Annotated in this window: 13 protein-coding genes, 1 tRNA gene and 1 pseudogene; 4 read left to right on the forward strand and 11 right to left on the reverse strand. The window is 57.8% G+C overall.

Annotated features, from left to right (window positions below):
• Positions 1–24 precede the first annotated feature (24 nt).
• Complete coding sequence (locus tag E3W21_RS21810; protein WP_134421802.1) at positions 25–948, reverse strand: LysR family transcriptional regulator; 924 nt, start codon at positions 946–948, stop codon at positions 25–27.
• A 125-nt stretch (positions 949–1,073) separates the two neighbouring features.
• Between E3W21_RS21810 and E3W21_RS21815 the strand changes: the two genes are divergently transcribed.
• Complete coding sequence (locus tag E3W21_RS21815; protein WP_008146002.1) at positions 1,074–1,820, forward strand: 3-oxoacyl-ACP reductase family protein; 747 nt, start codon at positions 1,074–1,076, stop codon at positions 1,818–1,820.
• A gap of 125 nt (positions 1,821–1,945) precedes the next feature.
• Here E3W21_RS21815 and E3W21_RS21825 read toward each other — a convergent pair whose 3' ends face one another.
• The gene (locus E3W21_RS21825; protein ID WP_134421804.1) at positions 1,946–2,641 is read right to left on the reverse strand and encodes an HAD-IA family hydrolase; all 696 of its coding nucleotides are present in this window, start codon (positions 2,639–2,641) and stop codon (positions 1,946–1,948) included.
• Positions 2,642–2,904: 263 nt separating this feature from the next.
• On the opposite strand from E3W21_RS21825, the gene E3W21_RS21830 reads away from it, so the two are divergent.
• A complete protein-coding gene (locus E3W21_RS21830) occupies positions 2,905–7,770 on the forward strand; it encodes an RHS repeat-associated core domain-containing protein (RefSeq protein WP_134421805.1) in 4,866 nt (1,621 codons plus the stop codon).
• Between the two features lie 3 nt (positions 7,771–7,773).
• Complete coding sequence (locus E3W21_RS21835; RefSeq protein ID WP_134421806.1) at positions 7,774–8,172, forward strand: hypothetical protein; 399 nt, start codon at positions 7,774–7,776, stop codon at positions 8,170–8,172.
• Between the two features lie 534 nt (positions 8,173–8,706).
• Here the strand turns inward: E3W21_RS21835 and E3W21_RS21845 are convergent.
• The 9 genes and pseudogenes from E3W21_RS21845 to E3W21_RS31225 all read right to left on the reverse strand — a co-directional run bounded on the left by E3W21_RS21845 (position 8,707) and on the right by E3W21_RS31225 (position 13,547).
• A complete protein-coding gene (locus E3W21_RS21845) occupies positions 8,707–8,919 on the reverse strand; it encodes a hypothetical protein (protein WP_134421808.1) in 213 nt (70 codons plus the stop codon).
• Positions 8,920–9,027: 108 nt separating this feature from the next.
• Positions 9,028–9,216, reverse strand: coding sequence for a hypothetical protein (locus E3W21_RS21850; RefSeq protein WP_129442602.1), 189 nt, complete (start codon positions 9,214–9,216; stop codon positions 9,028–9,030).
• A 128-nt stretch (positions 9,217–9,344) separates the two neighbouring features.
• Positions 9,345–9,773, reverse strand: coding sequence for a glycine zipper domain-containing protein (locus E3W21_RS21855; protein WP_129442599.1), 429 nt, complete (start codon positions 9,771–9,773; stop codon positions 9,345–9,347).
• A 183-nt stretch (positions 9,774–9,956) separates the two neighbouring features.
• Positions 9,957–10,328, reverse strand: a complete 372-nt coding sequence (locus E3W21_RS21860; protein ID WP_033055724.1) for a hypothetical protein — start codon at positions 10,326–10,328, stop codon at positions 9,957–9,959.
• A gap of 664 nt (positions 10,329–10,992) precedes the next feature.
• Complete coding sequence (locus tag E3W21_RS21870) at positions 10,993–11,313, reverse strand: YbjQ family protein (protein WP_134421809.1); 321 nt, start codon at positions 11,311–11,313, stop codon at positions 10,993–10,995.
• A 34-nt stretch (positions 11,314–11,347) separates the two neighbouring features.
• Positions 11,348–12,629 (reverse strand): annotated as a pseudogene (locus E3W21_RS21875) (serine hydrolase domain-containing protein).
• 98 nt (positions 12,630–12,727) lie between these two features.
• Positions 12,728–12,904 carry a hypothetical protein gene (locus E3W21_RS31220; RefSeq protein ID WP_166793857.1) on the reverse strand — a complete coding sequence of 59 codons (177 nt, stop codon included), beginning with the start codon at positions 12,902–12,904 and terminating at the stop codon, positions 12,728–12,730.
• 310 nt (positions 12,905–13,214) lie between these two features.
• Positions 13,215–13,304 (reverse strand) — tRNA-Ser (locus E3W21_RS21880).
• Between the two features lie 93 nt (positions 13,305–13,397).
• Complete coding sequence (locus E3W21_RS31225) at positions 13,398–13,547, reverse strand: hypothetical protein (protein ID WP_166793858.1); 150 nt, start codon at positions 13,545–13,547, stop codon at positions 13,398–13,400.
• 64 nt (positions 13,548–13,611) lie between these two features.
• On the opposite strand from E3W21_RS31225, the gene E3W21_RS21885 reads away from it, so the two are divergent.
• Positions 13,612–14,301 carry a crotonase/enoyl-CoA hydratase family protein gene (locus E3W21_RS21885; RefSeq protein ID WP_129442561.1) on the forward strand — a complete coding sequence of 230 codons (690 nt, stop codon included), beginning with the start codon at positions 13,612–13,614 and terminating at the stop codon, positions 14,299–14,301.
• Positions 14,302–14,306 lie beyond the last annotated feature (5 nt).

The following is a 14,306-nucleotide window of genomic DNA, read 5'->3' on the forward strand; positions in this document are numbered from 1 at the left end:
CGATGGCCGCGCCTCGGTTTTGAATCAGAGCGCACTAAACCGCTGCCCCAGCCCCTGCTCCGCAAACTGCTCAATGATGAAATCCACAAACGCCCGGGTCTTGCCGGGCAGCAGTTTGTGCTCCGCGTAATAGATCGAAATGTTGCCATCGTCGACATACCAGTCCGGCAGTACCCGCTGCAAGGTCCCGGCCTCCAGATAGCCCACGGCAAACGGCATGCTCACCAGCGCAATGCCCAATCCTTGGGCGGCCGTGGCGCAGGCCGCCTCCGAATCACTCATGGTCATCCGCGCCTTGAGCGTCAGCGGGCTGTGTTGCTGGGTGCGACTGGTCAATTGCCAGGAACGCACACGACCTGTCTGTGGCGATCGAATCAGGATGCCATCATGATGTTTGAGATCATCGGGCTCGGCAATCACCTCACGCCCTGCAAGATAGTCGGCTGACGCGACCAACACCCGATGCGCCGGCGTCAGCTTGCGCGCCACCACCCCCTGCGGCAGCTCGAATCCCCCACCAATCGCCGCATCGAAACCCTGAGCGATGAGATCGACCTGACGATTATCGAAATGCCAGTCCGGGTTGATCGCCGGAAATCGCCGCAGAAACTCCCCGAGCAACGGTACGACATACAAACGCCCGAACACCGTGCCCATGCTGACCTTCAACGTCCCCGCCGGTCGCCCTTCGGCGCTGGCCAGATTGGCCACGGCATTCTGGATCGTGTGAAGACTGGAACTCACTTCGCCGAGAAACAGATGACCCGCTTCTGTGAGCGTCAAGCTGCGAGTGCTGCGCTGAAACAGCCGCACACCCAGGCGCGCCTCAAGTTTGGCGATGCTCTTGCCCACCGCCGCCGGGGTCAGGCTCAGGCGGCGCGCGGCTTCGGCGAAGCTGCCGACCTCTGCACTGCGCACGAAGCATTCGATACTGCTGAAGGTTTCCATAAGCGCCACTATAAAATTTTGGTTTACACAGACTATCGCAATTACCGTCTACACAGCCGGTAATCCTGAATCGATACTAGGCTCCATCAACCGAGACATCTCGCCTCGGGACTTTGGAGATCGATATGACTACTCAGAACCTCAGCGGCAAAGTGGCTTTGATTCAAGGCGGATCCCGCGGCATCGGTGCCGCCATTGTCAAACGCCTGGCTGCTGAAGGCGCGACAGTCGCCTTCACCTACGTCAGCTCCACGGCCAAAGCCGAAGAATTGCAAAACAGCATCACCGGTAACGGCGGCAAAGCCCTCGCCATCAAGGCTGACAGCGCCGACGCCGAGGCCATCCGCAACGCCGTGACCGCCACCGTAAAAGCCTTTGGTCGTTTGGACATTCTGGTCAACAACGCTGGCGTGCTGGCCGTTGCACCGCTGGAAGATTTCAAACTCGAAGACTTCGACCAGACCCTCGCGATCAACGTGCGCAGCGTATTCATCGCCACTCAGGCCGCCGCCAAACACATGACAGAAGGCGGTCGCATTATCAACATCGGCAGCACCAACGCCGACCGCATGCCCTTTGCCGGTGGTGGCCCCTACGCCATGAGCAAGTCGGCGCTAGTCGGCCTGACCAAAGGCCTGGCGCGCGACCTCGGCCCGCGTGGCATCACCATCAACAACGTGCAGCCGGGCCCGGTCGACACTGACATGAACCCGGCCAGTGGCGACTTCGCCGAAAGCCTGATCCCGTTGATGGCGGTGGGTCGTTACGGCAAAGCGGAAGAAATCGCCAGTTTCGTCGCCTACCTCGTGGGGCCGGAAGCCGGCTACATCACCGGTGCCAGCCTGACCATCGACGGTGGTTTCGGCGCCTGATACGGGTCAGCCAAACGCAAATCAAATGTGGGAGCGGGCTTGCTCGCGAAGAGGGAATATCAGCCAACATTAATGTCGACTGACACAACGCTTTCGCGAGCAAGCCCGCTCCCACATGTCTGTCGTCAAGCCCATTCAAGCGTCGGCAGGCCGAATGCGCTCGGTCTGAACGCCGTCAGCGTACGAAGAATGCCATCGGCGTGTGCGTATTTTTCGTCAGCCATCGCCGCATCCGGGATCGCAATCGCGGTCATTCCTGCCGCTTTCGCCGCCGTGACACCGAACGGCGAATCCTCGAACACCAGGCAATCCTCGGGCGCGACACCCAGGCGCCGCGCCTCCGTGAGGAAAATGTCCGGCGCCGGTTTGGCCGCGCCGACTTCCGGATCATCGGCCGTCACGATGAAATCGAACAGCGCGAACCAGTCGCGGTGCAAGGTGGTTTTCTGACCGAACGACTGACGCGAAGAACTGGTGCCCACCGCGATCGGAATGTTGTTCGCCTTCAGATGCCGAACCAGCTCCTGTGCGCCAGGCATCGCCAGCGCTGTAGGAAAACGCTCGCGCATCAGCGGTTCGCGGATCACCAGGAACTCTTCGGCGGTGATCGGCAGGTCCAGCGCCTCGACCACATAACGCGCCAGATCACCCGCGCCACGGCCGATGATGTTCTGTTTGACGCTCCAGTCGAAGACACGACCGTAACGCGCGGCAATCATCGACGTGACTTCGGTGTAAATGCCCTCGGTGTCCAGCAACAAGCCGTCCATATCGAAAATCACGGCCTTGATCGGGCCGAATTCATTCAGTGGTGCATTCATCGCATCTGATCCGTTTTCTAATGACATCCCAGAGGCGGCTCAGGTACGGCCGGGTCCGCGATCGATTAAAGGATTCAGCAGCATAGCGAGCGCGGCGGGCATAGGGCAACGGGCAATGCCTGAGCGGTGCTAAAACCTGCGCCGAAGTGCTCTCCGTCATTTAGCGATTTCCCCTACACCAAACACTTACTTTCCCGACTTCTTTCCCCGCCGATCCCCCGCAAAGTCTCGCGCTCTGAATTGATCCGCGCGAGGGACTGCGAATGTTCATACCTGACAACCTCCTGGCCTTGAACAACACCATCGGGCTGTTGGTGCTCGCCGCCATGGACCCTGACCAGCCGAATGTCGAAGCGCTGCTGGGTGATTTTCGACTGTGCCTGAACGACTACGACGCCTGGGCTGAAAGTTTCTGGACCGGCAAGGCCCTGGATGTCGAGCAAGTTTTCAAGGTCGGCAACGAAGTCCGTCTAAGCGCGCCGAAGAATTCGACTACGCCTGTCAGTGCGACAGTCGCCGCGTGCCCGGCCAGCGGTCCGTTGACTCTGGTGCATATGTTTGAGGCAGCGCGTTTCGTGCCGATCGGCAATACGCCGGTGATGCTTGAACCTTTGATTTCCGACGTGGCAGGCAAGCAGACATTTGGCAAACCGATCTACGACGAGATCGGCCCCAGCGGCATCCTGGAAATCCCCGATTGCCAGCGCGGCCAGCGTTATCGCATCACCTTTTTTCCCGATGTATCCGCTGATCACGTCAAAGCACTTTACGCCTCCTATCAGGACGTCATCGGCGAGCTGGAAGGTTGGCTGCGCAACGAGTGGACGACCGAGTTCGAACCAGCGTGGGCGGGGTTCTCCCAGGCCGGTTTCATCAAGCGCTACGGCATGCTGCAACAGGCTGACTGGCGCGGCTTCGAGAACTCGCTGAACGGTTTGTGGGATGACGTGAAGCAGATTTACGCCCTGATCGCGGACCTGCAGGCCAACAGCGAAAAACTCCTGGAATACCTGACCCGATCCGAGCTTGAAACACTGCTGAACGCTTCGGCGGAGTCCATCGCGAAGGTGTTGCTGATGCTGAGCGACGAGCCGTTGATGTTCATTCATCTCGCGGCCCTCACCAGTTGGCTGAGGATGCTGCCGCCGCAGTACATCGCCGAGGTCGTGGCGGAAATTCGTACGGAGATGTTGATCAGTTTCTTACTCATGTGCCTTACCGGTCCTGCGGGACTGGAATTGCGTCTGAGTGAGAAGGTGCTGTCCAGGATCAAGTCCCCGCAGTCCCGGCAATGGCTGGCGGCCGCCAGTTTGCGATTGGCTAAGCTCACCGCCAGGTCCGACCTGACAGCCCACGCTGGCGCGCTCAAACCGCTGATGGTCAATGCCCGGAATGCACCGATCAAACCTGCGCCCGCCGTGTCGTTGCAAATCACCGCTGGGGTTGCGCCGCTTCTGTTGGTGAAAAATCCGGTGGCCATTGCTCGCGACAAGTCTGAAGCCATGACCAGGATTGGCAGGCAGGAACATCGCGACGATGCCCCGGATCAGGCGAAAAACCCCAACGGCGACAGCGCCGATTGCGGACCGTTGACCTGTACCAATGGCTGTCCGGTATCGATGGTCACGGGCGAGGAACTGCTCACGCTGACCGACGGTGCGCTGGACGGGATTTTGCCGTTCGACTTCACCCGGCTCTATCGCACCAGTGCGGTGGAGATCGATTGCGGGCTCGGATTCGGCTGGAGTCACTCCCTCGCGCATCACCTGGAAATCGATGGCGACACCGTCATCTGGATCGACCACGAAAACCGTCGTACGACCTTTCCGCTACCGAGTAGCGAGCGCCCGACGATTCACAACAGCCTATCGCGGGCGGCGATTTATCTCGGCGATGAACCCGAAGAATTGATCCTCGCCCTGGCTGGCGAAAAAGCGCGTTTTTTCCACTTTTGTGCTGGACGTCTGACGGCCATTAGCGATGCCTACGGCAATCGGCTGACGGTGCAGCGGGACTTTTCTGACAGGATCAAGCGCCTCGATAACGGCGCAGGGCGCTCCCTTCTGTTGCGCTATGAGCGCCGGCACATGGTCGCCGTCGAGTATCAGCGTTTTCATCCGGCCGACACCCTGGAAGACGCCTGGCGTACTGAGCAAACACTGGTTGCCTACCGCTACGACGCTCGTCATCGCTTGATCGAAGCGACCAATGCCGCCGGCGAAAGCGAACGCTACGACTACGACGATCAGCACGTGATTCTGCAGCGGCAGTTAGCCGGGGGGGCGAGTTTCTACTGGGAGTGGGAGCGTGCCGGCAAAGCGGCCCGGTGCGTGCGGCATTGGGCGACTTTTTCGCAGATGGACACGCGATATGTCTGGGACAACAACGGCAATGTGCTGGTTAAGAACGCCGACGGTAGCGAAGAGATTTACGAGCACGACGACCGGGCGCGGCTGGTGCGCAAGGTCGAGCTGGACGGCGGCGAACACCTCAAGGTCTACGACGATCAAGGCCGGCTGATTGCCGAGCAGGATCCGCTCGGCGCCGTCACCGAATACCGTTACGACGAGGTCGGACGCCTGGTTGCGCTGATTCCGCCGGAAGACGAACCGACGACCTACGAGTATCGCAACGGTTTCCTGCACGCGCGGTACCGCGGCAAAGTCGTGTGGAAGTATCAGCGCAATGCCCATGGTGACATCACCGAAGCGACCGATCCTGACGGTCATGTCACCCACTATCACTACGACGAAAAAGGTCAGCTGCTGTCGATCCGTTACCCGGACACCAGCCGGCATGTGTTCGTCTGGAACGCCTTGGGGCAATTGCTCGAAGAGACCTTGCCGGACGGTGGTCAACGGCGGTTTTCCTACGATGCGTTGGGGCGGCAGATTACCCGTCAGGACGAACACGGCGCCGTTGCCCAGTACCAATGGGATGGCGTTGGCCGACTGATCCAGACGACGCTTCCCACAGGCGCCAGCCGCGCGTTCAGCTACAACGCCTACGGCAAAATCACCGCCGAACGCGATGAACTGGGCCGCGTCACCCGTTACGAATACGTCGACGACCTGCACCTGGTCAGCCGCAGCCTCAATGCCGACGGCACCCAGCTGAAGTACCGCTACGACAACGCCCAGCTGTTGCTCACCGAGATCGAAAACGAATCCGGCGAAAAATATCTCCTGGACTACACGCCCAATGGCTTGATCCGACAGGAAACCGGATTCGACGGCCAACGCACGGCGTACGCCTACGACCTCAACGGCCAGTTACTGGAGAAAACCGAGTTCGGCGAGGATGGCTCGCAGTTGGTGACGGCTTATCAGCGGGATTCGGCCGGACGCCTGCTGGTCAAAACCCTGCCCGACGGCATCAAAGTTGAATACCGCTACGACAGCCTCGGCCGCCTGGTCAGCGTCGACGACGGCCACGATCATCCGCTGGAGTTCGAGTACGACCAGCAGGACCGGCTGATCTGCGAACACCAAGGCTGGGGCACGTTACGTTATGGCTACGACGCCTGCGGTCAGCTGAATCGCCTGCGCCTGCCGGACAACAGCAAGCTCGATTACCACCACGCCAAGGGCGGTGCGCTGACGGCCATCGACCTCAACGGCACCCGATTGACGTCGCATACATTCTTCGCCGGGCGCGAACAAAACCGCCAACAAGGCCTGTTGCTCAGTGACTATCAATATGACGACCGAGGCCGTCTGAAAGCCCACGCCGTCAGCCAACACCTCCAACCGCTGTATCGCCGCGACTATGCCTACAGCGCCAACGACAACCTCGACTACATTGCCGACACGCGACACGGCCAACGCAGCTACCAATACGATCCACTCGACCGTCTGATTCGCGTCCGACACTCCCGCGATCAACAACCGGAAAGCTTCGCCCACGATCCGGCGGGCAACCTGCTGATGCAGGATCGTCCTGGCCCGGCCACCGTCAAAGGCAACCGCCTGCTCATGCAAGGCGACCGCCATTACGACTACGACGCCTTTGGCAACCTGATTCGCGAGCGCCGCGGCACCGGGCAAAAACTGATCACCGAGTACCGCTACGACTGCCAACATCGGCTGATCGGAGCCACCCTGCCCAACGGCAGCCAGGCGACCTACCGCTACGACGCCTTCGGCCGCCGCATCAGCAAAACCGTCGACGGCAAAACCATCGAGTTCTTCTGGCAGGGCGACCACCTCATCGCCGAAAGCAACCGCGAGCATTACCGCAGCTACGTCTACGAACCGGGCAGCTTCCGCCCGCTGGCCATGCTCGACGGCAAAGGCCCACACCAGGCCTGCCCGTTCTACTACCAACTCGACCACCTCGGCACACCGCAAGAACTCACCGACTACAGCGGCGACATCATCTGGGCCGCCCGATACACAGCCTATGGCCGCCTGACTCGCCTCAACCGTGACACCCACCAGGTACTTGATCAACCGTTAAGGTTTCAGGGGCAGTATTTCGATGCGGAAACGGGCCTGCATTACAACCGGCATCGTTACTACAATCCGGATGTTGGACGGTATTTGACGCCGGATCCGAGCAAGTTGGCGGGCGGGTTAAACGGGTATCAGTACACGCGGAATCCGACGGGGTGGGTTGATCCGTTGGGGTTGAGTGAGTGTCCTGGGGGGGACGGGTGTAAGCGGCCGGCGTTTGGGGATGAGGATCCGACTGAGAAGATTAAGGTTGATGAGGGGGAAGCTCAACTCCCATCATATCCAGAGGAATTGTATTTATATCGTGGAGACGGTCGTCACCCAGATGAGATATTTGAACAAGGATTTAAAACCAAGGGCGACAGCAATGACTTGCTGCTCCATTCCCTAGATAGCAACAAGCCTCCGAGCAATTTTGTAAGCACTACCCCAGTTAGAGAGGTTGGCATCGATTTCGCGACAAAATTCAACATGAGAAGCGGTTTTTTGTACACCATACGGATGATCCCTGGGCGAGATCTGACTTCGGAACTTGGGAAAAAATATAAGTTTGGTAGCGAGCGAGAGTTAGCAATTCAAGGCGGAGTCAAAAGAGAAGATATTTTAGGCGTAACCCCTATTGGTGCTAATGGTCGCCCATCTGGTCACACCACCTTAAATCCGAACAGGAAATAGAACGTGGACAGCGTAAAGATTTTCATAATCAAAAATGGCAAGCGTCAATCCGCTGAGCTTCTCTGTGACTCCGAAAATCTAAGCATTACTTTTGTTATGGAAGATGGTTATCGAAATTCATACTCTGGCGACGACTTTTACAAATGCCTGGGTCATGCCAGGGAAGACCATCGTGACGTAACTTTTTTGTGTAAAGGAGCAAAAATAAACGTACACCCCTCTAGTATGTCCTCACAGATGTCGTTAGGCGTAAAAGCATATGAACTGACACTGGGAAAACAAGCATTAAGAAGTGATTTAGTGAGTATCTTTGATTACGAGGAAAACAATCTGACAAACGATTCTGAGGTTCAGGAAGAGTTTTTCATGCGATGGGTTGAGTCTGACATCTCCGACGAGTAGCTAGCGCAAAGATACCGTATCCGGAAAAAGCCCAGTTAAAACTGGGCTCATCTTCCGGTAAGAACTCGGACTTAACCACCCGAACCACTCGTACCACCACCAGCACCACCCGTTCCTCCTCCAGCGCGCCCCGAACTACCGGATCCTCCAGACCCACTCCCAGAACCACTCCCCATCGAACCGCCACCACTCATCGCCCCACTTCCCGTCTCCGGGCTGGTGCTACTTCCGTTTGCATCACCACCATTCCCACCCTTAATAGTGCCAGGCGGCAACGCCTTCTCGTCCGCTGAGCCCGCATTCATTTCAGAATATGGCGGCATCCCGCCCTTATCCACAGGTGCATCGTTGCCGGAGGACTGAGCAAACGCCGACATTGAGCCGGCCAACAACACGCCGATCACCGTCAGGGTCGTCAATTTGGACCTGATCATGGTGTATCTCCTTTAACAAGGTGCGTACCTGAATTCTGGCAGCGATCGCTTTTTAAAGGTGCCTCACAATCGACGAGCGACGCTGCGCCACAGCGTATGTTCAGCTCGGTTCGTTTGAGCCGTCTTCACCGGCAATGTCCGGGTCGTCAGGGTGAGCTTCAACATCCCCGCGCTTCACTTCATCAGACGGCAACTGTTCTACAGCGGTGTCGTCATCAGGCGGACGTTGATCGCGACTCAGGGAATCGGTCGGTGAAGGCAATGGATATTCAGGGGTATCGTCGATGTCGGCGTCTTTCGGATCAGCGTTCATAAAGCACCTCTCGAGAGGCCTGAAAAGCAGGCCCTGAAATTTCGAGGATTGCGCCCTGCATTGCGTTCGATCAGAAAGACGATCGGTCGAGTCCGTCGCACAGCAGGGTCAATCTTCTTCGTCCTCTTCCTCCTCGTCTTCGAACTCAATATTTCCGACATCGCCCGCATCATCAGAATCATTGAGCGGCACCGTTGCGTCATCCATCAACGAGCCTGGGTCTTCGTTTCCTGGATCGTTAATGAACGGAAGCCCGCTCGGGCCTTTTTCTTCCTTGCCTTCGGTTTCAGGAGTCATGGCATGCCTCACAACATTCTGGGGTGTATGAAGTTCGAGGCGGCCCACGACCAAACGTTCCAGAGTCCTACTCCAGAAACGAAAAAACCCGGCGCTGGGCCGGGTTTCTGCTGTGACTCAATGACGAATCAGTGATGTTTGTTCCTGTGCTTGTTTTTATGCTTATGATTGTGGCCGCTACCGGAGTGCGAACTGCCGCTGTCGCTGCCCAGGTTGTTGCCTACCGCCCCACCCGCCGCGCCGCCCAGGCCTGCGCCAATGGTCGAACCGGTAGAACCGCCGAGGCTATTGCCGATCACCGAGCCACCAGCCGACCCCAAACCACCACCAATCGCCGCTTCTGTGCGACTGCCTTTCTTCGCGCCGACCGCGCTACCTGCCGCGCCGCCTACACCGGCGCCAATCGCGGCTCCCGTGCTGCCGCCCATTTGCTGGCCGACCACGTTACCTAGCGCACCGCCAATACCACCGCCAACTGCAGCGGTGCCGTCACCGGCTGCCATTGCACCTTGAGCGACCAAAAGTCCCAGAACCAACGTGGACAATGTCAAACGCATGATATGAACCTCTAAATTCCGTATCGGGGGTAAGAGAACGCGTTACGGATGGCGTGAGTCTAGCTTTTTCATCACGCCAGCGCTGATCGTTGGACAGCTGTAAATTCGAAGAGCGTGAAGAAGAAATTTCCAGATACAAAAAGCCCGGCATCAAGCCGGGCTTTTTGAGCTGATCGATCAGGATCAGTGACGCTTGTGACCTTTGGCCAGGTTGCTGCCCACGCCGCCGCCCAATGCGCCGCCCAAGCCTGCGCCGATGGTGGAACCGGTCCTGCCGCCCAAGCTGTTGCCGATGATCGAACCGCCGGCCGCGCCGACACCACCACCAATGGCTGCTTTAGTGCGGCTGCCTTTGCGTGCGGCAACAGCACTGCCGGCCGCGCCCGCTACACCAGCACCAATCGCTGCACCGGTGCTGCCGCCCATGCTCTGGCCGACCACATTACCCAGCGCGCCACCCAAACCACCACCGATCGCGGCAGTGCCATCACCCGCAGCCATCGCACCTTGAGCAACCAAAAGCCCCAGAACCAAAGCAGGCAGTGTTAAACGCATGACAAGAACCTCAAAAAAAGGGGTAACGAAAGGGGCGAGATTGAATGCTTTTGAGGAGACAAAGTCCAGACACGCACGGGTACAACCTCGCAATAGGCGACGGTTGGACAGCGTTTTTAGAAAAGGTTTTATGACAGGCAAAAAAAAGCCCGCTGGGGAACGGGCCAGGTACTGCTTTCTAACGGATGAGTTGAGCCTACGTAGGTGGGTGTGAAAAGTTTGTGAAAGAAATCGCTAACAGCGGGCTGTGTATCTGTAGTCCAAATCCCGACAGCCGACCTTGTGAAAATGAAAACCCCGCTCAATGGCGGGGGCTGTCCGGTTGACGGTTACTTCCTGGAAGGCGGCATCCTCTTGGGCAAGAAATTCGCCTTTTCGGTCCGGGGCAACTTGGATTTCAATTTGGCGACCTGGACCCGGTTTTCACCAAAGCCCGGCATATACTCCGCTTGACCACACTGCACGCAATTGTTGATCGAAAACTCAGATCCGTCGTCTTCGATATACGAATCAGCCATACCTTTCCCCTCTCAAAAAAGGGTCGACACCGGCAAGCCCTATTTGCCTGAAAAATATCGACCTTCAACGCTTTTGAGACTAGTCAGTCATTACCGGACTTGTAGTTCAGATTATTGCGTCCCCGACGAACGGCCTCGTAACACATTCACCTCAACTTGACCGCCGTCCCGGTCACAAACACCACCACCATCCCGCCCTTCCCGGCCGGCATACTGATCTCATAATCAAGCCCCACCACCGCATCAGCTTGAAGTGCCCGCGCCCGTGATTTCAACTCGTCGGTTGCCTGAATCCGTGCTTCCTTCAACGCCCGCTCCAATGTCTGAGAGCGCCCACCGAAAAAATCCCGCATCCCGGCGAACATATCGCGGATCACGTTGACACCCTGCACCGACTCGGCACTGACGATGTCCAGATAGGCGGTGATTTGTCGGCCTTCGATCGTGTGGGTTGTGGTGGTGATCATTAAATTTCCTTCTGCATGGCCCGGGGATAATTACTCAAGGCAACCTGGACAGATGTTGAGCCAACGCATCAAACGCCGGCAAGGTGACCGGATCATTAGCCGAGTTACTGGCGACCGGATGGGAGGCGTAGCGAACAATCACCATCTCGGCTTTCGGGTCGACATAGATGCGTTGCCCATGGACCCCGCGCGCCATGAAGTCTCCGCCCTCTTTGTTGGTCACCCACCACATTGAACGGTACTCCAACCCTTCAACAAATCGTAACCCGCCTGGGCGAATGCCTGCTTGTCGCCGCCGCGACGGAGGTCGTCAACCACCGCTTTGGGCACGATTTGCTGACCGTTGAACTGACCGTCATTACGCAACATCTCGCCAAATCGTGCCAGGTCACGCAAACCGGTGTTCAAGTCGCCGCCAGCAAACGGGGTGCCAATGGAGTCCACCGTGAAATAGGCGTCCTGTTCAGCCCCCAAACGGCTCCAGATCCGCTCCGACAACAACTGTGCGACGTTGCGACCGGTCGCTCGAGCGATGATCCAACCCAGTACATCGGTATTGACGGTCTTGTAGCCGAACGCGCTACCGTGTTCGCCTTGCGGTTGAACCGTCTGCAAAAACTCGTAGTAACTTCGCGGACCGCTGTAGTCCCTTGGCTTGGGCAGAGGGCTGCCAGCTTTTGCATGAGCCCAGACCTCGGCGTTCGGGTCGGTGTAGTCCTCGCTGTATTTGAGGCCGGTCGTCATATCGAGGACCTGACGCACCGTAGCGCCGCCAAACGCCGAAGCCGCCAGTTCGGGGACGTATTCGGCGACGTGCTTGTTCGCATCGATTCGCCCTTCTGCCACCAACATCGCCCCTTAATGTGCCGACCACAGACTTGGTCACCGACATTGCCGCGTGCTGGCCTTCAGGCTTCAGCACGCCAAAGTAACGCTCGTAGACAACTTTCCCGCGATGCATCACCACAATCCCGTCGGTGTAGGTGGCCGCGAGGGATTGCTCCCAGGTCATCGGAGCCTTCGCGCCCAGCGGGACGAAGCTGATCGCATCAATGTCTTTGCGCAGCGCAGATACCAATGGAACCGGCGCACTGAGCCCCCCGTGAAACGTTGATCGTAGGCATCAGTTGACGGAAGTTCGAGACACTCCAGCGCATCGCCGGGAACTGGAAATAGCTGCCGTCTTCGAAGCGCACGGTGCGATCTGCAGGTGGTGGTGAGCCGACCATCCAGCCTAGTTTTGCGGGGTCGCTGGCTATGGCGTCGGGGAAAGTCTTAGTCGTGGACGCAGTGGCGAATAAGGAGACGGTACTCATCAACACGGCGGAGAGGGAAATAGCTATGCGGCGGGAAGCGGCGCGAGGGTGAGACATAGTGTCGATTCCATTCGAGGGGCCTAGGGCAGTCCAACAGGTTAGAGCAGCTTGACCAACACAGTTGTGACAGTGGCCACCGTGCCAATCAACCCTGTCGCTACAGCCACCGGATACCAAAAAGTTTCACGGGTCATCTTTCCGGCCTCGGCGTTCAGCTTGCGCTGCTCAGCCATCAGCTTGACGATCTCCACGTGGACCTTTTCCAGTTCCTGCATAACGTGCGTGCGTCCAGATAATGGGCCGCGTCATGTGCCTTGCCCGTTGATTAATTTTGCCCCCTAAAGGCGCAAAGCGAATACCCCTCACGAAACGGCTCGTGTCAGGTGCTGAAACCTATGAAAGCACCCAACTACCTGGCTTCCCAGCATTACTTCCCACATGCCTATCAGCCGTCCTACATGAATTTCGGAAGCGTCTTCGCCGATGGGCTTGGGTCAATAACCTTGCCATCCACAAAATCCAGACGCCAGAAACCACAAAACCCCTGACTTCTCTCGAAATCAGGGGTTTTGGTTACATCGAATTTGGCGGTGAAGGAGAGATTCGAACTCTCGATACAATTTCTTGTATACACACTTTCCAGGCGTGCTCCTTAAGCCACTCGGACACTTCACCGTATCTCGTCAAACATGTTCTGTCTGTCGAGGCGCGCTAATGTAGTCGAAAGCTTTTCCGATGGCAAATTTTTTTTTCAGAATTTTCATGCGCTTAGCGTTTTAGTCGTTCGAGCAGGTTCCAGTCCATGGCAAACCCGCCAATCTCCGGCTTCGCGCCCTCTTCTATATAGAGGGGAGTGCGCGGTTGGCGTGGCGGGCGACGCTTGCCGGGCGGGGAAAGGGTGACTGGGCGGTCAGTCACGGCGCTTTACCTGGCCTGCGGCGGTGAGTAACGTCTGCCCTACTTTATTGAAAGGAATAGCGTCATGAGTGAGTTGATTTCCTACCATCTCGAAGACGGTATCGCGACCCTGACCTTGAGCAATGGCAAGGTCAATGCCATCTCTCCGGACGTGATTGCTGCGTTTAACGCCGCGCTGGATCAGGCGGTGACTGATCGTGCGGTGGTGATCATTACCGGTACGCCTGGGATTCTGTCAGGCGGTTATGACTTGAAGGTGATGACCTCAGGTCCTAAAGAAGCCGTGGCGCTGGTGACTGCCGGTTCGACCCTGGCTCGTCGTCTGTTGGCGCACCCGTTCCCGGTGATCGTGGCATGCCCTGGGCATGCGGTGGCCAAGGGCGCGTTCCTGCTGTTGTCGGTGGATTACCGAATTGGTGTCGACGGCCCGTTCAGCATTGGTTTGAACGAGGTGCAGATCGGCATGACCATGCACCACGCCGGTATCGAACTGGCCCGTGATCGTCTGCGCAAGTCGGCGTTCCACCGCTCTGTGATCAACGCTGAGATGTTTAATCCGCAGAGCGCCATGGATGCCGGGTTCCTCGACCTGGTGGTGTCGGCCGAAGAGCTGCAAGGCGCGGCGCTGGCGGCGGCTCGTCAGTTGAAGAAGATCAACATGACCGCTCACAAGAACACCAAGCTCAAAGTGCGCAAAGCGCTGCTGGAGAGGCTGGACAACGCGATCATCGAGGATCAGGATTTTTTGGTTTAAACCCA

This window comes from Pseudomonas sp. F01002 (assembly GCF_004402115.1).
GTDB lineage: Bacteria > Pseudomonadota > Gammaproteobacteria > Pseudomonadales > Pseudomonadaceae > Aquipseudomonas > Aquipseudomonas frigoris.